The 20,532-nt window shown below is 65.6% G+C and carries 23 protein-coding genes; 10 read left to right on the top strand and 13 right to left on the bottom strand.

The window, feature by feature from the left end; translation table 11 throughout:
- Positions 1-4: 4 nt before the first annotated feature.
- The 3 genes from NJF35_RS21595 (at position 5) to NJF35_RS21585 (ending at position 1,252) form a co-directional block, all read left to right on the top strand.
- On the top strand, positions 5-199 hold the full coding sequence (locus tag NJF35_RS21595) for a hypothetical protein (protein WP_225790444.1): 195 nt from the start codon (positions 5-7) through the stop codon (positions 197-199).
- A gap of 379 nt (positions 200-578) precedes the next feature.
- Positions 579-1,049, top strand: a complete 471-nt coding sequence (locus NJF35_RS21590) for a hypothetical protein (RefSeq protein WP_225790443.1) — start codon at positions 579-581, stop codon at positions 1,047-1,049.
- On the top strand, positions 1,046-1,252 hold the full coding sequence (locus NJF35_RS21585; protein WP_225790442.1) for a hypothetical protein: 207 nt from the start codon (positions 1,046-1,048) through the stop codon (positions 1,250-1,252). The genes NJF35_RS21590 and NJF35_RS21585 overlap by 4 nt, the downstream gene beginning before the upstream one ends.
- Positions 1,253-1,320: 68 nt before the next feature.
- On the opposite strand, the gene NJF35_RS21580 is transcribed toward NJF35_RS21585, so the two are convergent.
- The 7 genes from NJF35_RS21580 to NJF35_RS21550 all read right to left on the bottom strand — a co-directional run bounded on the left by NJF35_RS21580 (position 1,321) and on the right by NJF35_RS21550 (position 8,479).
- The gene (locus NJF35_RS21580) at positions 1,321-1,686 is read right to left on the bottom strand and encodes a Na+/H+ antiporter subunit G (protein ID WP_225790441.1); all 366 of its coding nucleotides are present in this window, start codon (positions 1,684-1,686) and stop codon (positions 1,321-1,323) included.
- On the bottom strand, positions 1,683-1,961 hold the full coding sequence (locus NJF35_RS21575; RefSeq protein WP_225790440.1) for a K+/H+ antiporter subunit F: 279 nt from the start codon (positions 1,959-1,961) through the stop codon (positions 1,683-1,685). Before NJF35_RS21575 ends, NJF35_RS21580 begins: the two co-directional genes overlap by 4 nt.
- Complete coding sequence (locus NJF35_RS21570; protein WP_225790439.1) at positions 1,958-2,446, bottom strand: Na+/H+ antiporter subunit E; 489 nt, start codon at positions 2,444-2,446, stop codon at positions 1,958-1,960. Before NJF35_RS21570 ends, NJF35_RS21575 begins: the two co-directional genes overlap by 4 nt.
- Positions 2,443-4,122: a monovalent cation/H+ antiporter subunit D gene (locus tag NJF35_RS21565; protein WP_225790438.1), complete on the bottom strand. Its 1,680-nt coding sequence runs from the start codon at positions 4,120-4,122 to the stop codon at positions 2,443-2,445. Before NJF35_RS21565 ends, NJF35_RS21570 begins: the two co-directional genes overlap by 4 nt.
- Entirely contained in the window at positions 4,119-4,463 is a 345-nt protein-coding gene (locus NJF35_RS21560; protein WP_225790437.1) for a Na+/H+ antiporter subunit C, read from the bottom strand. Before NJF35_RS21560 ends, NJF35_RS21565 begins: the two co-directional genes overlap by 4 nt.
- Positions 4,463-7,378 (bottom strand): monovalent cation/H+ antiporter subunit A, encoded by a 2,916-nt coding sequence (locus NJF35_RS21555; protein ID WP_225790436.1) that lies wholly within the window; start codon positions 7,376-7,378, stop codon positions 4,463-4,465. The genes NJF35_RS21560 and NJF35_RS21555 overlap by 1 nt, the downstream gene beginning before the upstream one ends.
- 150 nt (positions 7,379-7,528) lie before the next feature.
- Entirely contained in the window at positions 7,529-8,479 is a 951-nt protein-coding gene (locus NJF35_RS21550) for a DMT family transporter (protein ID WP_225790435.1), read from the bottom strand.
- An 84-nt stretch (positions 8,480-8,563) separates the two neighbouring features.
- On the opposite strand from NJF35_RS21550, the gene NJF35_RS21545 reads away from it, so the two are divergent.
- Entirely contained in the window at positions 8,564-9,127 is a 564-nt protein-coding gene (locus NJF35_RS21545; RefSeq protein WP_253091462.1) for a helix-turn-helix domain-containing protein, read from the top strand.
- A 4-nt stretch (positions 9,128-9,131) separates the two neighbouring features.
- Here NJF35_RS21545 and NJF35_RS21540 read toward each other — a convergent pair whose 3' ends face one another.
- Positions 9,132-9,689 carry a cysteine hydrolase family protein gene (locus NJF35_RS21540; RefSeq protein ID WP_253081655.1) on the bottom strand — a complete coding sequence of 186 codons (558 nt, stop codon included), beginning with the start codon at positions 9,687-9,689 and terminating at the stop codon, positions 9,132-9,134.
- An 82-nt stretch (positions 9,690-9,771) separates the two neighbouring features.
- Here NJF35_RS21540 and NJF35_RS21535 point away from each other — a divergent pair, with 82 nt between their 5' ends.
- Positions 9,772-10,755 (top strand): GlxA family transcriptional regulator, encoded by a 984-nt coding sequence (locus NJF35_RS21535; protein WP_253081656.1) that lies wholly within the window; start codon positions 9,772-9,774, stop codon positions 10,753-10,755.
- 92 nt (positions 10,756-10,847) lie between these two features.
- Here the strand turns inward: NJF35_RS21535 and soxR are convergent, their stop codons facing one another.
- Positions 10,848-11,324 carry a redox-sensitive transcriptional activator SoxR gene (soxR, locus tag NJF35_RS21530; protein WP_225790431.1) on the bottom strand — a complete coding sequence of 159 codons (477 nt, stop codon included), beginning with the start codon at positions 11,322-11,324 and terminating at the stop codon, positions 10,848-10,850.
- 86 nt (positions 11,325-11,410) lie between these two features.
- On the opposite strand from soxR, the gene NJF35_RS21525 reads away from it, so the two are divergent.
- The gene (locus tag NJF35_RS21525) at positions 11,411-11,791 is read left to right on the top strand and encodes an antibiotic biosynthesis monooxygenase (protein ID WP_225790430.1); all 381 of its coding nucleotides are present in this window, start codon (positions 11,411-11,413) and stop codon (positions 11,789-11,791) included.
- Here the strand turns inward: NJF35_RS21525 and NJF35_RS21520 are convergent.
- Both NJF35_RS21520 and NJF35_RS21515 read right to left on the bottom strand, forming a co-directional pair.
- Positions 11,770-12,540 carry an alpha/beta hydrolase family protein gene (locus tag NJF35_RS21520; RefSeq protein WP_225790429.1) on the bottom strand — a complete coding sequence of 257 codons (771 nt, stop codon included), beginning with the start codon at positions 12,538-12,540 and terminating at the stop codon, positions 11,770-11,772. The genes NJF35_RS21525 and NJF35_RS21520 overlap by 22 nt on opposite strands.
- The gene (locus tag NJF35_RS21515; RefSeq protein WP_225790428.1) at positions 12,524-13,636 is read right to left on the bottom strand and encodes a DUF3182 family protein; all 1,113 of its coding nucleotides are present in this window, start codon (positions 13,634-13,636) and stop codon (positions 12,524-12,526) included. Before NJF35_RS21515 ends, NJF35_RS21520 begins: the two co-directional genes overlap by 17 nt.
- A gap of 305 nt (positions 13,637-13,941) precedes the next feature.
- Here NJF35_RS21515 and proX point away from each other — a divergent pair, with 305 nt between their 5' ends.
- The 4 genes from proX to NJF35_RS21495 all read left to right on the top strand — a co-directional run bounded on the left by proX (position 13,942) and on the right by NJF35_RS21495 (position 18,744).
- Positions 13,942-14,970, top strand: a complete 1,029-nt coding sequence (gene proX, locus NJF35_RS21510) for a glycine betaine/L-proline ABC transporter substrate-binding protein ProX (RefSeq protein WP_225790427.1) — start codon at positions 13,942-13,944, stop codon at positions 14,968-14,970.
- A 49-nt stretch (positions 14,971-15,019) separates the two neighbouring features.
- Complete coding sequence (locus tag NJF35_RS21505) at positions 15,020-15,949, top strand: ornithine cyclodeaminase family protein (RefSeq protein ID WP_225790426.1); 930 nt, start codon at positions 15,020-15,022, stop codon at positions 15,947-15,949.
- Positions 15,894-16,865, top strand: a complete 972-nt coding sequence (locus NJF35_RS21500) for a DMT family transporter (RefSeq protein ID WP_225790425.1) — start codon at positions 15,894-15,896, stop codon at positions 16,863-16,865. Before NJF35_RS21505 ends, NJF35_RS21500 begins: the two co-directional genes overlap by 56 nt.
- Positions 16,866-16,935: 70 nt before the next feature.
- A complete protein-coding gene (locus NJF35_RS21495) occupies positions 16,936-18,744 on the top strand; it encodes an aminopeptidase P family protein (protein ID WP_253081662.1) in 1,809 nt (602 codons plus the stop codon).
- A gap of 35 nt (positions 18,745-18,779) precedes the next feature.
- On the opposite strand, the gene NJF35_RS21490 is transcribed toward NJF35_RS21495, so the two are convergent.
- A complete protein-coding gene (locus NJF35_RS21490) occupies positions 18,780-19,061 on the bottom strand; it encodes a hypothetical protein (protein ID WP_225790423.1) in 282 nt (93 codons plus the stop codon).
- A 191-nt stretch (positions 19,062-19,252) separates the two neighbouring features.
- Positions 19,253-20,140 (bottom strand): threonine/homoserine exporter RhtA, encoded by an 888-nt coding sequence (gene rhtA, locus NJF35_RS21485; protein WP_225790422.1) that lies wholly within the window; start codon positions 20,138-20,140, stop codon positions 19,253-19,255.
- Positions 20,141-20,532: the final 392 nt, after the last annotated feature.

Below are 20,532 nucleotides of genomic sequence, written 5' to 3'. Positions count from 1 at the left end.
GATGATGAGTAGCCGAATCGATGTCGCCGTGATGATTGGCTCTGGCGTGCCTGCCACCCTGCAGGCCCTGGGCAAGCGCGTCTGCTGGGTCGTGCTGGTCGATGGCGAGCGCCGTGGTACGGCGTTCGCCACGCGCGGGGAGGCACTGGAGTGCCAGGCGGCCTGGTTGGCACAGCTGGAAAAAGGGCAGGCGGCCTGAGTCGAGGCCCTAGGTTGCGTGCCAGAGGCAAGAAATGTGTTGGGCCTCTCGACGGATTTCGGTGTTTTCGTGCATATTCCTTCCCCTGTAATGCGCTGATGAATACCGGACCCATTCTGCCGAGGGGCCTGGAACTTTCTATTGCATCTTTTCTGGCAGTTCGGTTGTCAGTTATTACGTGTCCCGGTTGGGAAACAGCCGAAAAACCGTCTTGAGGCCTTGGCTGGCACGCTGGAGTAACGATTCCTGCCTGTCGCGTCGCCTGCCTGCACAGACGTTTCGCGCATCGCTTCATTAGTCTTTTCAGACAACGACTTGAAATGAGTGTGTCTCCCCGGCGTTCGGGTGGGCGCGTGTAACCGATTTGAGGAACTCTTCATTGGCAGTCAGTACTCTGGATACCCACGCATTGTTTGCCCTGGGCGATTTGCGGGCCAAGTTGGTCAAGCTGTTCCAAGGGCGTTTCGTGTATGTCACCGAGCAGGGACCCGATGGCCTGTACATGGCTGAGATCGATACGGGCAGTGCCTTGGTGGTCGATGACAAGCAGCGCCTGGAGCTCAAGGTGGGCGATCACTTCCGCGCCGCGGTGTTGCCCAGCCGTGAAGGTGGCAAGCTGGAGCTGCGTTTTCGTGAAATAAAGCTGAATGTCTACGGTGTTGGCGACTATGCCTTCGTCTCGGTGCCGGAGGGTGAGGGCATCGTGTTCCGTGAAGGCCACGGCGTGATGCTGGTGTTCGCGGCCCGGCAGCAGGTGCAGGAAGGCCTGGGCAAACTGCTCAAGGCGGTGACGGGCAAGGTCGCCAAGTGGCGCAAGGGCGAGTTGACCACCTTCAAGGCCAGCGAATGAGCGACGAGTTGCCTGTGGGGCGGGCGGCCTTCCATCGCCGGCACCAGGCCCAGGCGACCGCCTTGGCCGAGCGACTGTTGGCGCAGCGTGAGGCGCTGGGCAGCACCTGGCTGGCCTGGGTAGCCGGCCAGCTGTATCGGCTCAGCCCGCCCGAATATGCGGCCATGGTGCGGCGCGAATTGCAGCGCCTGAGCCAGGGATAGGGTTGCCAGCGCATCGTTGCAGTGCCAGGGCTGGCCTATTGGCGGTCCTAAGCCCACACCCACATCGTTCAGCTCCCACCATTGCGCCCGCTGCTGACCTCCGCAGGCACATCTTCGCCCGCGGTGCGCTTGCGAAACAGCGCCGCCCGGGCCAGCAGCAAGGTGGTGACCGGCACCGTGATCGACAGCAGCACGGGGATCAGCCAGGCATGCAGCACCGGCCCTTGCTTGAGCCATGAGAAATACAGGATCGACGCCAGGCAGACGCTCCAGGCGCCGATGGTCGAGGCCAGTGCCGGTGGATGCATGCGCTGGAAGTAGTCTTTCAGGCGAACCAGGCCAATGGCGCCGATCAGGGCGAACAGGCTGCCGGTGAGCAGCAGCGCGGCCGTGGCCAGCTCCAGCCAGAAGGGTAGTTCGATGGTTTCGCTCATTCGATCACCTCGCCACGCAGGAGGAACTTGGCCAGGGCGAAGGAGCCGACGAAGCCGAACAGGGCGATCAGCAGGGCGCCTTCGAAATAGGTGTCGCTGGCATAGCGGATGCCCAGCACCAGCATCATCAGCATGGCCAGGATGTACAGGTAGTCCAGCGCCAGGACTCGGTCCTGGGCGGAGGGACCGCGGAACAGCCGGACCAGCGCCAGGGCCATGGCGCTGGCGAAGATGAACAGGCTGGCGAGGACGGCATTGGCAAGCAGGCCTGTCATTCGAAGATCTCCATCAGCGGGCGTTCATAGGTGTTCTTGAAATGCTCGATGAAGGCCGCTTCGTCCTCCAGGTCGAACACATGGATCAGCAGGACGCTGCGGTCCAGGGCCAGCTCCGACCAGACCGTGCCGGGCACCACCGTGGTGATCATCGACAGCGCCGCCAGGCCGTGGGCATCGCGCAGGGCCAGGGGAATGTGGACGAAGGCAGAGCGCGGCGGGCGCCGCTTGGCGCACAGCACGCCACGGGCGACCTGCAGGTTGGAAAGGATCACGTCGAGGCCGACCAGGCAGATCAAGCGGGCGACGACCAAGGGCCGCCGCACATGGGCATGCTTTGGCCGCAGCGGCGCCATCAGCAGCGGGGCGAGAAAGCCCAGTGCAGCGCCGAGCAGCAGGTTGCCGGGGCTGACCGAGAGATTGAGCAGCAACCACAGCGCGAACAGCGACAGGGACAGCAGCGGGGCGGGGAACAGTCGTCTCATGGCTGCACCTGTTCGTCGAGCGTGGTAGGGCCGGGTACCGGGCGGGTGGCCATCACCGCCCGGATATAGGCGTCGGGTGCCTGCAGGCTGGCTGCCGTGTCCTGGGTGTAGCGCAGCAGCGGTTCGGCCCGCACGCTCAGGACCATGCACAGGCCCAGGAGGATCACGATCGGCAGGCACTCGTAGCGCCGCAGCAGGGGCGAGGGGCGCTCCTCGGGTTTCCAGAAGCGCTGGATGCCCACTCGCCCGAAGGCGATCATCGAGGCCATGCCCGAGAGGATCAACAGCGCCACCAGGCCCCAGCCGGAGAGCGACAGCGCTTGTCCGGCCGGCATGCCCAGGCCTTGTGGGTTGAACAGGGCGCTGATCAGGCTCAGTTTGCCGATGAAGCCCGACAGCGGCGGCATGCCGATGATCAACAGGGCGCAGGCGATGAAGCTTAGGCCGAGGAACGCCATGGTCCAGGGAATGATCTGGCCGATCACTGCCTTTTGCTCGTCGTCCAGGTTGATGCCCTTGGGCGGGTGCAGCGATTCCAGCGGTGGCGGGATCGCGTCTTCCTCATCGTCCAGCGGCGCCTCGTTGGCCGAGCGCGAACGTTCGATCAGCTCGGCGAGCAGGAACAGGGCGCACAGGGCCAGGCTCGAGCTCACCAGGTAGAACAACGCACCGCCGGTCAGGATCGGTTGGCCGAAACCGATGGCCCCCAGCAGGGTGCCGGCGGAAACCAGGATGCTCAGGGCGGCCAGGCGCTCCAGGCGCTGGGCGGCGAGAATGGCGATCGCCGCGACGGCCAGGGTGGCCAGGCCGCCATAGACCAGCCACTGCCCACCGAAGTGCGCCGAGGCGCCGGCCTGCCCGGAGAACAGCAAGGTCCATAGGCGCAGCACCGCGTACAGGCCGACCTTGGTCATGATGGCGAACAGCGCCGCGACCGGCGCGCTGGCCGAGGCATAGGCCGGCACCAGCCAGAAGTTCAGCGGCCAGATGCCGGCCTTGACCAAAAAGGCCATGGCCAGGATCGCCGCGCCGGCGTGCAGCAGGCCGCGATCGGCCTCCGGTACCAGGGGGATCTTCAGGGCCAGGTCGGCCATGTTCAGGGTGCCGGTCACGCCGTAGAGCATGGCGGCCCCCACCAAAAACAGCGACGAGGCGAACAGGTTGACGGCGATGTAGTGCAGGCCGGCCTTGACCCGTGCCCGCCCCGAGCCGTGCAGCAGCAGGCCGTAGGAGGCCGCCAGCAGGACTTCGAAGAACACGAACAGGTTGAACAGGTCGGCGGTCAGGAAGGCGCCGTACAGGCCCATCAGCTGGATCTGGAACAGCGCATGGAAGCTGGCGCCGGCGCCATCCCAGCGGGCTCGGGCGAACAACAGTGCGCTGACGCCGATGATCCCGGTCAGGCTCAGCAGCAGCGCGGACAGGTGGTCCAGCACCAGCACGATGCCGAAGGGCGCCGGCCAGTTGCCCGGCAGGTAGACGCCGATCGACTCGGCCTGACCCTGGCTGCGTACCCACAGCAGCAAGGTGATGGCGATGCACAGACCGGCCAGGGTGGACAGCAGGTTCAGGCGCGCCTTGAGCGGGCGGTGCTTTTCGCCGAGCAGCAGCATCAGGGCCGCGGTCACCAGCGGCAGCAGGATGGGGGCGATGATCAGTTGGTTCATCCCGCTCATTCCTCACGCTCCCGGCCGTCGACATGGTCGGTACCGGTGAGGCCGCGCGAGGCGAGCAATACCACCAGGAACAGCGCGGTCATGGCGAAGCTGATGACGATGGCGGTCAACACCAGGGCCTGGGGCAGCGGGTCGGTGTAGTGCAGCAGGTCCTGGGGCACGCCGTCCTTGATGATCGGCTCTTTGCCGATGAACAGGCTGCCCATGCTGAAGATGAACAGGTTGACGCCGTAGGAGAGCAGGCACAGGCCCATGATCACCTGGTAGGTGCGCGGGCGCAGGACCAGCCAGACCCCGGAGGCGGCCAGGACACCGATGGCGATTGCGATGACTTCTTCCATCAGGCGGCTCCTGCTTGGCTGGACTTGGGCGCGGTGCCCGGGCGGTGGGCGCGCACCGACTGGTGCGCCAGGGCGGTGAGGATCAGCAGGGTGGCACCGACCACCACGGTGTAGACGCCGACGTCGAAGAACAGTGCGCTGGCCACGTGCACGTCACCCAGCAGCGGCAGGTGCAGGTGGGCGGTGTGGGTAGTCAGGAACGGATAGCCCAGGGCCATCGCGCCGCCGCCGGTCAGGGTCGCGCAGAGCAGGCCCGTGCCCATCCAGCGCAGCGGGCGCAGGCTCATCTGCGCCTCGACCCACTGGGTGCCGGCGACCATGAACTGGAGGATGAACGCCACCGACATCACCAGGCCGGCGACGAAGCCGCCACCCGGCTGGTTGTGGCCACGCATGAACAGGTACATCGACACCACGAAGGCGATCGGCAGCAGCAGGCGCACCAGCGCGGCCGGCACCATCATGAAGCCCAGCGCGGTGTCGGTGGCGTGGCGCGGGTTGATCAGGTCGGTGACCAGGTCTGGCGCCAACTGGCGCTGCTGGGCAGGCAACTGCATGCTTTCCTTCGGAGGGCGGAAGCGTCGCAGCAGGGCGAACACGGTCAGGGACACGGCCACCAGCACGGTGATCTCGCCCAGGGTGTCGAAGCCGCGGAAGTCCACCAGCATGACGTTCACCACGTTGGTCCCGCCGCCCTGGGGCAGGGCCCGGCTCAAGTAGAAGGACGAGATGTCGTTGGGCGTCGGCCGGGTCAGCATGGCATAGGAGAGCAGCGCCATGCCGCCGCCGACCAACACCGCCAGCAACAGGTCGCGCAGGCGCCGCAGACGGGCGCGGTCCTGGCTGCCGGGCAGGGGCGATACGCCTTCGATACGCCGTGGCAGCCAGCGCAGGCCGAGCAGGATCAGCACTGTGGTCACCACCTCCACCACCAACTGGGTGAGGGCCAGGTCCGGAGCGGAGAACCAGACGAAGGTGATGCAGGTCATCAGGCCACAGACACTGACCATGATCAGCGCCGCCAGGCGGTGGTACTTGGCTTGCCAGGCAGCCCCGATGGCGCAGGCGATGGCGATCAGCCAGAGCGCGACGAACACCCCGGAGCCCGGGATCTTCGGGCGATCGCCCCAGGTGATGCCGCTGTACAGCATGGGCAGCAGGCCGGCCAGGAACGCGGCGACCACCAGCATGAACAGCTGGCTCTGCAGGCGTCGGCTGGTCAGCAGCCCCTCGATGCGCCGGGCCAGCAGCATCAGGCGCACCAGGCCCTGTTCGAACAGGCGCTTGCCGTTGAAGCGCTCGATCAGCGGCGGATGGGGGAAGCGGCCGCGGCGCAGTTGCTTGCGCAGCAGCAGGTAGAGCACGATGCCGCCGCTCATGGCGATCAGGCTCATGATCAGCGGGGCGTTCCAGCCGTGCCAGATGGCCAGGCTGTATTCCGGCAGGGTGCCGCCGACCACCGGCAGGGCAGCGGCGGCCAGCAGCGGGCCGACCGACTGGGCCGGGAAGATGCCCACCACCAGGCAGGTCAGTACCAGCAGTTCCACTGGCGCGCGCATCCAGCGCGGTGGCTCGTGGGGGATGTGCGGCAGGTCCTGGGCGGTGGGGCCGAAGAACACGTCGACGGTGAAGCGCAACGCGTAGGCCACGCTGAAGGTACCGGCCAGGGTGGCGATGACCGGCAGGGTGGCCTCGACCCAGGCCGTGGAGGAGATGAACACCGTTTCGGCGAAGAACATCTCCTTGGACAGGAATCCGTTCATCAGTGGCACCCCGGCCATCGAGGCACTGGCCACCATGGCCAGGGTGGCGGTGAACGGCACCAGCCGGAACAGCCCGCTCAGGCGGCGGATGTCGCGGGTGCCGCTCTCGTGGTCGATGATGCCGGCGGCCATGAACAGCGAGGCCTTGAAGGTGGCGTGGTTGAGGATGTGGAACACCGCGGCCACTGCCGCCAGCGGGCTGTTCAGGCCGAGCAGCAGGGTGATCAGGCCCAGGTGGCTGATGGTCGAGTAGGCCAGCAGGCCCTTGAGATCGTTCTGGAACATGGCGGCGAAGGCGCCCAGCAGCAGGGTCAGGGCGCCGGCACCGCCGACGATCCAGAACCACTCCTCGCTGCCCGACAGCACCGGCCACAGGCGCGCCAGCAGGAATACCCCGGCCTTGACCATGGTCGCCGAGTGCAGGTAGGCGGAGACGGGGGTAGGCGCCGCCATGGCATGGGGCAGCCAGAACTGGAAGGGGAACTGGGCGCTCTTGCTCAGGGCGCCGATCAGGATCAGCGGCAGCAGCACCGGGTACAGCGCATGCTGGCGGATCGTTTCGCCGGCTGCCAGGACCTTGTCCAGGTCGTAGCTGCCGACCACGTGGCCGAGCAGCAGCGCGCCCACCAGCAGGCACAGGCCGCCGGCACCGGTGACCATCAGCGCCATGTAGGCGCCGCGGCGGGCGTCGGCGCGGTGGTGCCAGTAGCCGATCAAGAGGAAGGAGAACAGGCTGGTCAGCTCCCAGAAGAACACCAGCTGGATCAGGTTGCCGGAGATCACCAGGCCGAGCATGGCGCCCATGAACGCCAGAAAGAAGGCGAAGAAGCGCGGCACCGGGTCCTGCGGCGACATGTAGTAGCGCGCATAGAGCGAGACCAGGGTGCCGATGCCCAGCACCAGCAGGGAGAACAGCCAGGCGAAGCCGTCCATGCGCAGCACCAGGTTCAACCCCAGGCTGGGCAACCAGAGGAATTCCTCACGGATGACGCCCCCATGGGCGACCTGCGGGTACAACAGGGCGACCTGGACGGTACCGACCAGGGCGACGAGCCCGGCGAGAATGGACTCGGCATTACGTGCGTTGTGCGGCAGGGCGGCTGCCAGGCAACTGCCCACGAAGGGCAGAAGCAATAGCACTATCAATGACATAGCGTTCTAATCTGGAGAAATTTGCCAAGGATCATACGTGCCGAGCTGTTGATCACCAACACGCAAGCTGTCGCAGAATCCTACAAATGTGGCGTGACAAGCTGTTTTTTTATAACAGTTTTTTTCAGAGCATAGTCGCTGTTCGACGCTTCACAGGCCCGCTTCACGCTCACGAGGCTCGGCCTCTTCCTGCACTGGCGACGCTTCGCTGGCGCGGCGGATCTTCAGTTCGCTGACCACCACGGCGACGACGATCAGCAGGCCGCCCAGCAGCGCCACGCCCGGCAGACGCTCTCCGGCGATGCGCCCGACGATCCCGGCCCAGACCGGCTCGCCGGCATAGATGAGGGTGGCCCGGGTCGGCGATACCGATTTCTGCGCCCAGTTCATCGCCACCTGGATCACCGCGCTCATGGCGCCCAGGCCGATGGCGCTGGTCAGCAGCAGCCAGGAAAAATCAGGCAGGCGCTCCTGGGTCGGGACGATCATGAGGAACGACAGCACCGAGGCGGTCGCCAGCTGTACCACGGTGACCCGGCGCACATCGACCTGGCCGGCGTAGCGGCTGATCAGGATGATCTCGCCGGCGATGGCCACGGCGCTGACCAGGGTGACCAGCTCGCCTTCGCTGAAGTGCAAGGCCCCGCCTTCCGGACCAGCCAGCAGCACCAGGCCGACGAAGGCCAGGCAGATCCCCAGGGTGGGCATCAGGCCGGGGCGGCGGCCGAGCACCAGCCACTGCAGCAATGGCACGAAGGGCACATAGAGTGCAGTGATGAACGCCGACTGGCTGCTACTGATGGTCTGCAGGCCCATGGTCTGCAAGCCGTAGCCGAGCATGATCGTTACACCGATCAGCATGCCGGCCTTCAGTTCGGTGAAGGTCAGCCCCGCCAGCGCCCGTGCCGAGACCAGGCCGACGAACAGCGCCGCCGCGGCGAAGCGCAGGCCGACGAAGAACATCGGGCCGCTCACGGTCATGACGTTGTGCACCAGCAGGAAGGTGCCGCCCCAGAGCATGGTGATGAACACCAGCACCACCTCGGCCTTGCTCAGGCGGAAGGAAACGGACGGCTGCGGCGTAGGGTTGGATCGGCTCATGGTCTTGCACACTCGGAGGGGGCGGCGCACAATCGCCGCAAAAGTGGGCAGTATACTGCGCAACCCCTACCCGTGAGCAATATAGTGCACAAAGATTCCACCTACCGCGCCTCGGTGCTCCAGCATGTCAGCCAGAACGTTCGCCAACTGCGCAATACCGCCGGGCTGAGCCAGACCGCCCTGGCCGAGCGTTCCGGCGTCAGCCGGCGGATGCTGGTGGCCATCGAGGCCGGCGAGAAGAACGTCAGCCTCACCACCCTGGACCTGATCGCCGAAGCGCTCGGTGTGGCTTTCAGCACGCTGATCCAGGCCCCCGAGCAGCGCGACTCCAGCCGTATCGACGAACTGGCCTGGGCCGGCGAGCATCCCGGCAGTCGGGCGGTACTGCTGGGCAGCAGCCTGGCCCGGCGTGAAGTCGAGCTGTGGGAGTGGACCCTGGCACCGGGCGAATGCTATGTCAGCGAGGCCGATGCCGAGGGCTGGAGCGAGCAGATCTACGTGGCCGAGGGCTGCCTGACGCTGGTCATCGAAGGGTGTGAACATAGCCTGCGGGCTGGCGAGTTCCACGTGTTCCCCAGCAATTGCCGGTACGCCTATCGCAACGACGCCCGCGAGCCCACGCGTTTCGTGCGCAACGTGGTGATCTGAGCGCTCAGCGGCCGTATTCGCCGAGCAGGGTATCGGTGTTCTCGACCCGGGCGTAGGCGAAGGCCAGCGCGGCCATGGAGGCCGCCTGCACCTGGGCGGCCGGCACTTGCTGGCCGGCGAAGTCCAGGGGCAGGGTGGCGCAGGCGTCGTGGGCCACCGCGACCTGGTAGCCGTGATCGGCGGCGGCGCGGGTCGCGGCGTCGATGCACATGTGGCTCATGCTGCCGACGATGGTCAGGGCCTGGACGGCGTGCTGGTCGAGCAAGGCCTTGAGGTCGGTATCGCGGAAGGCATTGACCTGGTGCTTGAGCACCACGGGCTCGCCTGGCGCCGGGGCGACCTTGGCGTGGATCTGCGCGCCTTCCGAGCCCGGGGCGAAGAAGGGGGCTTCGGCGCTGTCGAACTCATGCCGCACGTGCACCACCAGGTCGCCCCGTTCGCGGGCCGCGGCCAGCAGCCGGGCGGCGTTGTCGGCCGCTGCGTCGGCGCCGTCGAGTGTCCATTTGCCGCCGGGGAAGTAGTCGTTCTGGATGTCGATGATGACCAGGGCCTGCTTGCTCATGCTGCCTCCTGTGGCAGTAGTGGTTGGATGCGGATAGTTATAGGCTTGGGCGATCTTCCCTGGGATTGGCGCGATCGACAGAATGACGGCAAGAACTGACAGCACTGGCACCCTGGAAATCGGCGTGCTGGTCTATCCGGGGGCCCAGAGCGCGGCGGTGCATGGGTTGACCGACCTGTTCCGGGTGGCCAATCGGGTCGCCGCCGAGCTGGGCGCGGGCGACCTGCCGCCGCTGCGCGTGAGCCATTGGCAAGTCGATGCGCATGGGCACCTGCAGGTGATCCACGACAGCCAGCCCCAGGCCAGCCACCAGGTCCGAGCCTTGGTGATCCCGCCAAGCCTGGAGTCGGTGCCGGCAGCGCCGCTGCTCGAGCGACATCGGGCCCAGTTGCTCCAGTGGCACGGCCAGGGCACGGTGCTCGCCTCGGTGTGCATCGGGGTGTTCTTCATCGCCGCCAGCGGCCTGCTCGATGGGCGCGGGGCGTGCACCCACTGGAACTATGCCCAGGCCTTGGCAGAGCGCTTTCCCAAGGTCCGGGTCGAGGCCGGTCAGCCGCTGCTGGACGACGGCGACATCATGACTTCCGCCGGGCTGATGGCCTGGACCGAGCTTGGCTTGCGCCTGCTGGAGCGTTTTCTCGGCGCGACCCTGGCCAGGGAGACCGCTCGCTACCTGGCGGTGGAGCCGATGGCCACGGCATTGCCTGGCGCGCAGTTCAACCCCCGCCTGGACCATGGCGACGAGGCTGTGCTCAAGGTCCAGCACTGGCTGCAGGGCAACGGTGTGCTGGAGGCCAGCCTGGCGACCATGGCCAGCTGCGCGGGCCTGGAGCAACGTACCTTCCTGCGTCGTTTCCGCGCCGCCACTGGTCTGCGGCCGACCGAGTACTGCCAGCAGGTCCGGGTCGGACGGGCCTGCCGCCTACTGGAGTTCACCCGGCGCAGCGTCGACCAGATCGCCTGGGGCGTGGGGTACCAGGACCCGGGGGCGTTTCGCAAGGTGTTCCAGCGCATCACCGGCCTTACGCCCAGTGACTATCGGCGACAGTTCGCTGTGGCGGGGTGATGCATTTGGGGGCCGCGTAAAGCCACTATCAGTTCTCTGCGTGACAGCGCAGCCCAAAGGCTGGGTAATCTCCCACAGGTTCCGTATCGCTCTTATGAGTGAACAGGCGGTTCGGGCGGATGGGGCCCTGGCCCTTCGTCGGCCAGGCGATCATGGTGGTTGCGCAGGGGACATTCCTTCAGCGACAGGCAGCCACAGCCGATGCAGCCGTCCAGTTGGTCGCGCAGCAGGGTCAATTCATCGATGCGCCGGCTCAGGTCCTCGCGCCAGCGGGCAGAAAGCCTGCCCCAGTCCTCGGCGGTGGGGGTATGGTCCTTGGGCAGGGTGTCGAGGGCCAGTGCGATGTCCGCCAGGGCGATACCCAGGCGCTGAGCCATCTTGATCACCGCCACCCGACGCAGCATGGCCCGTGCATAGCGGCGCTGGTTGCCAGCGTTGCGGGTGCTGTGGATCAGCCCCTTGGCCTCGTAGAAATGCAAGGCGGTGACCGCCACCCCACTGCGCGCTGCCAGTTGGCCGACGCTCAGCAACCGGTCCTGGGGGTGGGAGGAGGGCGTCTTGCTCGGCATGGTAAAAAGTCCTTGACCTTGACTTAACTCGAGGTTTTACCCTCCTGGCCAACACGCTGCAAGTACCCGGAGCAAGGAGACTGTCCATGACGGCCAAGGCCCATTCCCTGTGGTTCACCCAGATGATCGAGTACGAGGTGCCGGCATCCCGGCAGGAGGCGCTGGCCCAGGCGCTGGTGCTGCGCAGCGAGGAGCTGGCTGCGCGCTGCGACGGGCTGCTGTCCGTCAGCATCCAGGCCAGCGACGATGGCTGCCGGGTGCTGCAGTACCTGCAGTGGCAGTCGCGCCGTGAATGGGCCGCGGCGGCGGAGCGCTTCGTCGAGGAGCCCTTTCTCGAACTGCTGTGCCAGCACCAGGCGCGTGGCGTGAACTTCGCTGCCTACCAGGCCCTGCGCAGCCTGGTGCGCGGCGCCGATGGCGGCCTGCACTGCCAGGTCGGCGAGTCTCAAGCATACCAGGGCGCATAGTGCGGGTAGCGGTCCAACCGCGCGCCGATCACCATTTCGCCGATCCAGGCGGCGAGGATCGAGCTGTAGGCCTTCTGGCTTTCCTCGCTGGACAACGCATGATCGGCACCGTCGACGATGCGGTGGGTCAGCGAGTGCGCCCCGACGAAGGCCGAGCGGTAGCTCATCAGGGTGTTGTGCGGCACATAGTCGTCTTGCTCCGACTCCACCAGCAGCACATCGCCGCCGAACTCCGCGCAGGCTGCCAGGGCACGATTGTCGCCCGGCCCGAGGATGCGCTGGCGGTAGACGTTCAGGCGCTGGCGGTCGAGGGCCTGTTTGGGGGTGTCCCAGTCGTCGTCCCAGTACAGGGCCGGCACGCGCAGGGCCAGCCACTTCACGGGGCGCTGGAGGGTCAGCAGGGTCGCCAGGTAGCCGCCATAGCTGCTGCCGATCAGGGCGATGGCGCTGGGGTCCACCGCAGGGTGGCTGGCCAGCCGGTCATAGGCGGCAACCAGGTCGCCTAGGTTCTGCTCGCGGGTGACGGTCAGGCGCTGGCTCTCGGTCTTTTCGTGGCCGCGCAGGTCGAAGGTCATGCACACGCAGCCCAGCCCGGTGATGTGCCGGGCCCTGGCCAGGTCGCGCTGCTGGCTGCCGCCCCAGCCGTGGACGAAGAGGATCCCTGGCATCTTGCTGCCAGGGCTCACCAGGGTGCCGCAGATGCGGTCGTCCTCGACCTGCAGTTCAACGGTTTCACTCTCGATGGTCATGGTGGCGAATCCGCGCAAATTTGCTGAGTTGTCCAAGTTCACTGTCGTGTCCCTGATAGAAGAGTGTGGCATCGGCGGGCAGCTCGACGGGGCCGAACACTTCATGGCTCGAGGCGCGTACCCGCTGCAGCGCCGGGTCGTCGGCGAAGGCTTGCAGGGCCAGGACTTCGGCACTGCTGGCGCCACCCAGGCGCCAGGATTGCTCCAGCACGCCGCTGCGCAGGTGCTGGTGCGCATCCAGGCCGCGGGCGATGTCATAGTTGCGACGCGAGGCGATGAAGCCGGGAAAGTGCTGCTGCGCCGCGCGTTCATAGGTCATGGCCTGGGTGATCGCCAGGCGCAGGTGGTCTTCCAGGGGCAACTGCAACAGCGCCTCGTAGCCCCCGCGCACCACCAGCAGGTCAGAGCCGCCATAGACCTCGGTACCCTGGTGGTCGTGGGTCAGCTGTTGGGTGCCGTAGTAGCTGCAGACCAGGCCCGCGACGTGGACCTGGCCAACGCTGAAGGTCTGCACGTCGTCGAGGTGCTCCTCCAGCACCAGGCCACAGGTGGCCAAGGCTTGGTCGTCGAGCTGCGCGAGCGCCGGCTCCAGTTCGTCGATATGGGCGACGACCTGCTGGCCGCGCCCGGCGCAGGCCAGTACCGGCTTGACCCGTACGGGGCCCTCGCGCAGCAGCGCTTGCGCCGCGCGGCGCGCATCGACCCGACTGAACACGGTATAGCCGCGCAGCAGGGCATCGCCTGCCTGGTGGGCGAAGGCATCGGTCCAACCCACAGGGAAGCTGGCGCCGGCGAGCAAGGGATGGGAAATCGCCTTGGTCGCCATGTAGGGGTGCGCCACCAGGCCGCCGAACAGGTCCTGTTCATCGAGGATGCCCAGGCGACGATAGCGCTGCGGGTCGACCAGGGTGTCGGTCGGCAGGTAGTAGTAGCGGTCGGCGGCGGTAGGTGGCCTGGTGGGTTCTGCACGGTCGATACCCAGCAGTTGGGCCAGGCAGTCGGCGAGCTTGAGGTGGACCGCATGTTCATGGTCCGGGCTGTGCTCGCGGGTATCGAGCAGTACGACGGCGGTTTTCGGCTCGCGGGAGTGGGGCATGGGCGTGCCTTTGCGCTGTGGGTGTATGGGGTGTGAAGCCGCCCGGGCGGCGAAGTTCAGCGCAATTGATCGGTGGTTGCCGGCGTTCGGAGCCTGCGCCCTGCCGGGCTCGAGGCTGTGAACCTGGTGCACCGGGATACCATAAATTGACGCTCCCATCCTATTTCCGCGCTGTAGAGGGGGCTACAGTGCGCCAAGCCCTCCGATGATGACGCCCTTTGCAACCCGCGCCGGGCGGCACAAGGCTGTCCGAGGCTTACCGTCCATTGCGTCGCACACTCAATAACAAGAAAAGGTACGCGAAGATGCACGAGTCCAGGTTCACCCGCCATTTCGTTCGCTATGCGTCAGCCGCGCTGTTCACCGTGGCTTCCCTGTCTGCCAGCGCTTCGGCGGACAAGCCGGGGGAGGGGGTGAAGATCACGCCGGCCTTCCCCTCGGTCGAAGAGGAGCGCTTTCGCGGCGAGATCGCCATGCAGGGCCTGCGCGAGCTGGGCTACAAGGTGCAGAAACCCAAGGAAACCGAATACGCCACCATGGTGCTGGCGGTCGGCTACGGCGATGCCGACTTCTCCGTGAACCTATGGGACAAGCTGCACGAAAGCTTCTACGAGAAGGCCGGGGGCGACCAGAAGATGGTCAAGGCCGGTGACATCCTGCCGGGTGTGTTGCAGGGCTACCTGATCGACAAGAAGACCGCCGATGCGCACGGCATCAAGTACATCACCGACCTGAAGAAGCCAGAGATCGCCAAGCTGTTCGACACCGACGGCGATGGCAAGGCCGACCTGACCGGTTGCAACCCGGGCTGGGGTTGCGAGCTGGTGATCGCCCACCACATGAAGGCCTACGACCTGGAGAAGACCGTGCACGTCAACCAAGGCTCGTACTTCGCACTGATGGCCGACACCATCACGCGCTTCAAGGAGGGCAAGCCGGTGCTCTATTACACCTGGGTACCTCAGTGGGTCGCCGGTGTGCTGGTCGAAGGCCGCGACGTGGTCTGGCTGGAGGTGCCCAGGACCGACCTGCCGGGTGGCGACAACGCGGTCGACACTACCTACCAAGGCAAGAATCTGGGCTTTGCCGTGGACAAGGTCGAAGCCGTGCTGAACCGGGACTTCGCCGACAAGAACCCGGCGGCGCTGAAGTTCCTCTCGCTGATGCAGATCAGCGCCGCCGACGAGAGCGCGCAGAACCTGAAGATGCAGCAGGGTGAGAAGAGCCCCGCCGACATCCAGCGCCACGCCAAGGCGTGGATCGCCGCTCACCGCCAGCAGTTCGACCAATGGCTGCAGGCTGCAAGGGCCGCGGCCACCCAGGCCCGCAACTGAGCCTGCCGGGGCATCGTTCATCTACCAGCAATACAGGGAAATCCCTCACATGCAGATCATTGGCGCCGAACAGATAAACGCCGTGCTGGGCTGGGGAGGCGTGCTCGATGCGCTTCGCCGGGTGCACCTGGGGCCACGTCCGGTCAGCGGCGCCTATTTCCTCGGCGACAGCGAGTATGGGCTGTTCAGCCGGGGAGTGGTGCTGCCGGGGCAGGGCGCGGGGGTGAAGATCGCCTCGATCTTTCCTGCCAACCTCGACGCGAGGCCACCCTTGCCCTCGGAGCAGGCGGCCTTCGTGGTGGTCGATGAGCGTACCAAGGCCATCAGCGCCATCTTCGATGGCCCGGCCATCACTGCCTGGAAGACGGCCGCAGACTCGGCGCTGGCGGCCGAGCGCCTGAGCCGGCCGGACAGCGCCGTGCTGTTGGTGCTGGGGGCTGGGCCGATCGCCCGAGCGCTGGTCGAGGCCTACTTGCATATCCGTCCCGGTATCCGCCAGGTGCTGCTATGGAACCGCACCGCCTCGAAACTCCAGCAGAGCGTCGCGCAACTGCAGGATCGAGGCATCGAGGCCAGCCTCGTCACGCAACTGGACGAGGCCGTTGGCCGCGCCGACATCATCGTCTGCGCCACCAGCGCTGCGCAGCCCTTGGTCAAGGGGCTGCATGTGCGTCCTGGGAGCCATATCGACCTGGTGGGTGGCTTCCGCCCGGACATGCGGGAGGCCGACAGCGCTGCGGTGGCGGCCGCACGCCTGTTCGTGGACGACCGTAACAGTGCGCTCGAGGCCGGCGACCTGCAGGTACCGCTGCAAGCGGGCCTGATCAGCGAAGCCAGCATCGAGGCCGATCTGTTCGAACTCTGCCAGGCGCCTTCGATCTTGCGCAGGGCCGACGACATCACGCTGTACAAGAACGCCGGTGGTGCGCACCTGGATCTGGCTGTATGCCAGCATGTGCTACGTCTCCTCAAGGGCTGAGACCAGGGCGTCGCGCAAGATGAATACAGCGGCGCAACGCCTGAGTGCGGTTGACCAGGCGAGGGGCACACGGATCGGTATCGGCCTGTGTCTGCTCTCGATGTTCGTGTTCGCAGCCCAGGACGGGATCACCAAGATACTGGTCAAGGACCTGCCGATCGCACAGATGGTCATGGTGCGTTACTGGTGCTTCCTGTTGTTCGCGGTGTGCTTCGTGTCGATGAAGGGCGGGGTGGGCAATGCGCTCAGGAGCGCCCATCCCTGGCTGCAGATGGCGCGCTCATTGCTCGGCGTCTTCGAGATCGCCGTGTTCGGCCTGGCGTTGCGGTACCTGGGGCTCGCCGAAACCCATGCGATCTACGCCATCTTCCCCTTGCTGACGATGGCCTTGGCCGCCGTCGTGCTGCGTGAGCATGTCAATCTGCGCCAGTGCCTGGCGGCGATCGTCGGCTTTGGCGGAACCTTGATCATCCTCAAGCCTGGCATTGGGGTGTTCAGCCTGGCCTCGTTGATCCCCCTGCTGGCGGCCTTGATGTTCGCGTCGTTCAACATCTTGACGCGCAAGATCAGCACGGCCGACTCCTTCGCCACGAACATGCTGTACATGGGGTTCTGGGGCGCCGTCGCGTCGACCGCTATCGGCCTTCCCCAATGGGTTGCGCCTTCCCCGGTGCAGCTCGGCCTGATGCTGGTGCTCTCGATGACGGGGGTGGTAGCACAACTGTTGCTGCTGCAGGCGCTGAAGTTCGCGCCTGCGGTGACCTTGCAGCCGTTCAACTATTCGTTGCTGGTGTTCGCTTCGTTGATCGGTGTCGTCTGGTTCGGGGAACTGCTCGATGTGTTCCTCGTCGTGGGCGCGGGGCTGGTCGTCCTGGGCGGGATGTTTTCGGTCCGGCGGCAGAAGGGGGTGGGGTGACAGGGCATGCGCGCTACTCCATTATCGACGGTCTGGAATGGTCAACGATGATGTGTCCGCAGGAGTGCGCATGAATAGTCAGTCCCCGATTCAGGAAAGCGTTCCGGCCCGCCTGGCGCGCGTGCGTGAGGTGATGGCCAGGGAAGGGGTGGATGCCCTGCTGGTGCCCTCGGCCGACCCGCACCTGTCCGAATACTTGCCTGGCCACTGGCAGGGGCGGCAATGGCTGTCCGGCTTCCATGGCTCGGTGGGCACCCTGGTGGTGATGGCGCGCTTCGCTGGACTGTGGGTCGACAGCCGTTACTGGGAGCAGGCGCAGAAGGAACTGGAGGGCAGTGGCATCGAACTGATGAAACTGCTGCCTGGCCAGCCAGGCGCGCTGGAATGGCTCGGCGAGCATGTCGAACACCACGGCGTCGTGGCGGTGGATGGCGCGGCCATGGCGCTGGCTTCGGCACGCCAACTGCGCGAGCGCCTGGAGGCCAGGCAGGTGCGCTTGCTGACTCACCTGGATCTGCTGGGGCAGGTATGGGACGAGCGGCCGGCCCTGCCCGGCAACCCCGTCTACCAGCACCTGCCACCCCATGCGACCGTCAACCGTGCGCAGAAACTGGCCGGATTACGCCAGGCATTGCAGGCGCAGGGGGCCGACTGGCACTTCATCGCCACCCTCGACGACATCGCCTGGTTGTTCAACCTGCGTGGCAGCGATGTGTCCTATAACCCAGTGTTCGTTTCCTTTGCCTTGGTCGGCCAGACGCAAGCGACCCTGTTCGTCGGCCTGGACAAGATCGACGATCATCTGCGCCAGGTATTGCAAGTCGATGGCATCGAGGTGCGTGATTACGCCGAGGCTGGGCCGGCCCTGGCGGCACTGACACCGGGCAGCCGCCTGCTGGTGGATCCGGCACGGGTGACTTGTGGGCTGCTGGACAACCTCGACGAGCAGGTGCAACTGCTCGAAGGGCTCAACCCAACCACCTTGAGCAAGTCGCGCAAGGGCGAGGAGGAGCTGGTGCATGTTCGCCAGGTCATGGAGCAGGACGGCGCCGCGCTGTGCGAGTTCTTTGCCTGGTTCGAGGCGAACCTGGGCAAGGAAGTCATTACCGAGCTGACCGTCGATGAACGCCTGAGCGCGGCGCGTGCCCGCCGTCTGGGGTTCGTGTCACTGAGTTTCTCCACCATCGCGGCCTTCAACGCCAATGGCGCCATGCCGCATTACCGGGCCACCGAGCAGTCGCATGCGGTGATCGAGGGTGATGGACTGCTGCTGATCGATTCTGGTGGTCAGTACCTGGGCGGTACCACCGACATCACCCGGATGGTGCCGATCGGCAATCCCAGCCGCGAACAGCGCGAGGATTGCACGCGGGTGCTCAAGGGCATGATCGCGCTGTCGCGGGCCACATTCCCTCGCGGTATTGCCTCGCCGTTGCTCGATGCCATCGCCCGGGCGCCGATATGGGCCGACCAGGTCGACTATGGGCATGGCACCGGGCATGGCGTGGGTTATTTCATGAATGTCCACGAAGGGCCGCAGGTCATCGCCTACCAGGCGGCGACCTTGCCACAGACCGCCATGCAGCCGGGCATGATCAGCTCGATCGAGCCTGGTACCTATCGCCCGGGCGCCTGGGGCGTGCGCATCGAGAACCTGGTGGTCAACCGCGAGGCTGGCAAGAGTGCGTTCGGCGACTTTCTGGCCTTCGAGACCTTGACGCTGTGTCCGATCGATACCCGCTGCCTGCTGCCCGAGTTGCTCGGGGCACAGGACATCCAGTGGCTCAATGGCTATCACGCCATGGTGCGGGAACGGTTGGCGCCATTGCTCAAGGGCGAGGCCCTGGCCTGGCTGGAGACGCGCACCGCGCCGGTTTGAGCCTGGCGGGGAGGGCAGCGACCGACTTTACGGGGTCACTTGCAGAGGACGATCATGCTGCGGCTGGTATAGCCTGCGGGATTGATACCGAACAGGTAGTCCCCGGGCTCCTCGTCCGCATCGCCGGAGCGGGCGACGACCTTGTAGCCGCGGTTGCCACAAGCGCTGGCTGCCTTGCTGTAGCACTTCTCCCACGAGGAGGAGAGCCCCGAGCAGTTGATGTGCAGGCCTTTTTTCCCCCGCTTCACCTCGGTCTTGGCGGTGGCGGCGCATCCAGCAATGGCCAAGATGGCCAGGATGAGCAAAATACGTTTCATTCCTGTCCTTAAATACGGAGCCGACCAGCATGCCTGACCCCGATGTCGTCGCTTCGTTTCTTCCTGAAACTTTCCTTGCATCCGTGTTCGGCACAGTAGATAGCGTAAAGATTATGGTCGTGTGACAGCTTAATCAGCCCGGCGAGTGGGGACAATGGTTTATAGCGGTTCAAATGAAAATATTTCTCATATCAATCGGCCGCTACCGGAGGCGGGCTCTCCCGTCGCATCGACAGAGTGGCACCTACCGACGCGCTGATGATGGCGAGAATCGCCAGCCATTGCGTCAGGCTCAGGACCTCGCCCAGGAACAGTAGGCCCGACAGGGCGCCGAATGCTGGCTCGATGCTCATCAAGGTACCGAAGGTTCGTGCCGGCATGCGCGTCAGCGCCACCATCTCCAGGCTGTAGGGCAGTGCCGTCGACAGGATGGCGACACCCAGGGCGACCGGGATCAAAGCTGGAGTGAGCAACGCGCTGCCAGCATGGACGACCCCGATGGGGGCGACGAACAGCGCCGCGATCACCACGCCGAGGGCAGCGCTCTGTATACCGTGCTCCGCGCCTGCTCGTTGGCCAAAGAGGATGTAGAGTGCCCAGCACACCCCGGCACCCAGGGCATAGCCGGCGCCGAGCAGGTCGATGGCACTGCCGGTCTGGCCCACCGGAATCAGCAGCAACAGCCCGGCGACGGCCAGGGCGATCCAGAGAAAATCCAGGGCCCGGCGCGAGGCGAGGATCGCGACGGCCAAGGGGCCGGTGAACTCCAGGGCGACAGCGATGCCCAGCGGGACCGTGCGCAAGGACATATAGAAGAGGAAGTTCATGCCGCCCAGCGCCATGCCATAGATGATCACGCTGCGCAGGGTGTTGGCGGTCATGCGTACCCGCCATGGTCGCAGCAGGAGCAACATGATGATGCTGGCGAACACCAGGCGCAGGGTGGTGGTGCCCTGGGCGCCGACGATGGGGAACATGCTCTTGGCCAGGGAGGCGCCGGACTGGATCGAGGCCATGGCGATCAGCAGCAGGCCGATGGGGAAGAGGGTAGCGGCCAGGCTGCGGGGGTGGGTGTTCATTTCAGGGGGGGGCTGTCCTTGGATCGGGTGAGCACTATAGTGCGCAATAGGTGGGGCAGCTCGCAAGTGGGGACAGCGGCCCGGTGCTTGTGGAAGCGGGCTTGCTGGTGATGCGCTCGGGCACATTGTTGAAGTTTATTAAGGATTTATGAAAGTAACGGTTGACGGGGTTTTGAATCCCCTTATAATGCGCCCCACTTCCGACGTAGTCGAAACGAAAAACTCCTTGATATTCAACGAGTTGAACGCTTCAGGTAGTATCGGAAGGGCTTCGGTCCCTAGATCGGCAGCGGTGCAAAAGGCAGTTGACAGCAGGCGGTAACGCTGTATGATTCGCCTCCCGCTACGAGCGATCGCAGCGAGTCAAGTGGTTGAAGTGAAACGAAAAACTT

This window comes from Pseudomonas guariconensis (assembly GCF_024127895.1).
GTDB classification, from domain to species: Bacteria; Pseudomonadota; Gammaproteobacteria; order Pseudomonadales; family Pseudomonadaceae; genus Aquipseudomonas; species Aquipseudomonas guariconensis_B.
Note: the sequence above shows the minus strand (reverse complement) of the source record. Positions and strands in the feature narration are given on the sequence as shown.

Excerpts from the sequence above, each read along its gene's own strand:
- NJF35_RS21595 (WP_225790444.1), top strand. The coding sequence starts at position 5 with ATGAGTAGCCGAATCGATGTCGCCGTGATGATTGGCTCTGGCGTGCCT.
- NJF35_RS21585 (WP_225790442.1), top strand. The coding sequence starts at position 1,046 with ATGAGCGACGAGTTGCCTGTGGGGCGGGCGGCCTTCCATCGCCGGCAC.
- NJF35_RS21580 (WP_225790441.1), bottom strand. The coding sequence starts at position 1,686 with ATGAGCGAAACCATCGAACTACCCTTCTGGCTGGAGCTGGCCACGGCC.
- NJF35_RS21575 (WP_225790440.1), bottom strand. The coding sequence starts at position 1,961 with ATGACAGGCCTGCTTGCCAATGCCGTCCTCGCCAGCCTGTTCATCTTC.
- NJF35_RS21570 (WP_225790439.1), bottom strand. The coding sequence starts at position 2,446 with ATGAGACGACTGTTCCCCGCCCCGCTGCTGTCCCTGTCGCTGTTCGCG.
- NJF35_RS21565 (WP_225790438.1), bottom strand. The coding sequence starts at position 4,122 with ATGAGCGGGATGAACCAACTGATCATCGCCCCCATCCTGCTGCCGCTG.
- NJF35_RS21560 (WP_225790437.1), bottom strand. The coding sequence starts at position 4,463 with ATGGAAGAAGTCATCGCAATCGCCATCGGTGTCCTGGCCGCCTCCGGG.
- NJF35_RS21555 (WP_225790436.1), bottom strand. The coding sequence starts at position 7,378 with ATGTCATTGATAGTGCTATTGCTTCTGCCCTTCGTGGGCAGTTGCCTG.
- NJF35_RS21550 (WP_225790435.1), bottom strand. The coding sequence starts at position 8,479 with ATGAGCCGATCCAACCCTACGCCGCAGCCGTCCGTTTCCTTCCGCCTG.
- NJF35_RS21540 (WP_253081655.1), bottom strand. The coding sequence starts at position 9,689 with ATGAGCAAGCAGGCCCTGGTCATCATCGACATCCAGAACGACTACTTC.
- NJF35_RS21535 (WP_253081656.1), top strand. The coding sequence starts at position 9,772 with ATGACGGCAAGAACTGACAGCACTGGCACCCTGGAAATCGGCGTGCTG.
- soxR (WP_225790431.1), bottom strand. The coding sequence starts at position 11,324 with ATGCCGAGCAAGACGCCCTCCTCCCACCCCCAGGACCGGTTGCTGAGC.
- NJF35_RS21525 (WP_225790430.1), top strand. The coding sequence starts at position 11,411 with ATGACGGCCAAGGCCCATTCCCTGTGGTTCACCCAGATGATCGAGTAC.
- NJF35_RS21520 (WP_225790429.1), bottom strand. The coding sequence starts at position 12,540 with ATGACCATCGAGAGTGAAACCGTTGAACTGCAGGTCGAGGACGACCGC.
- NJF35_RS21515 (WP_225790428.1), bottom strand. The coding sequence starts at position 13,636 with ATGCCCCACTCCCGCGAGCCGAAAACCGCCGTCGTACTGCTCGATACC.
- proX (WP_225790427.1), top strand. The coding sequence starts at position 13,942 with ATGCACGAGTCCAGGTTCACCCGCCATTTCGTTCGCTATGCGTCAGCC.
- NJF35_RS21505 (WP_225790426.1), top strand. The coding sequence starts at position 15,020 with ATGCAGATCATTGGCGCCGAACAGATAAACGCCGTGCTGGGCTGGGGA.
- NJF35_RS21495 (WP_253081662.1), top strand. The coding sequence starts at position 16,936 with ATGAATAGTCAGTCCCCGATTCAGGAAAGCGTTCCGGCCCGCCTGGCG.
- NJF35_RS21490 (WP_225790423.1), bottom strand. The coding sequence starts at position 19,061 with ATGAAACGTATTTTGCTCATCCTGGCCATCTTGGCCATTGCTGGATGC.
- rhtA (WP_225790422.1), bottom strand. The coding sequence starts at position 20,140 with ATGAACACCCACCCCCGCAGCCTGGCCGCTACCCTCTTCCCCATCGGC.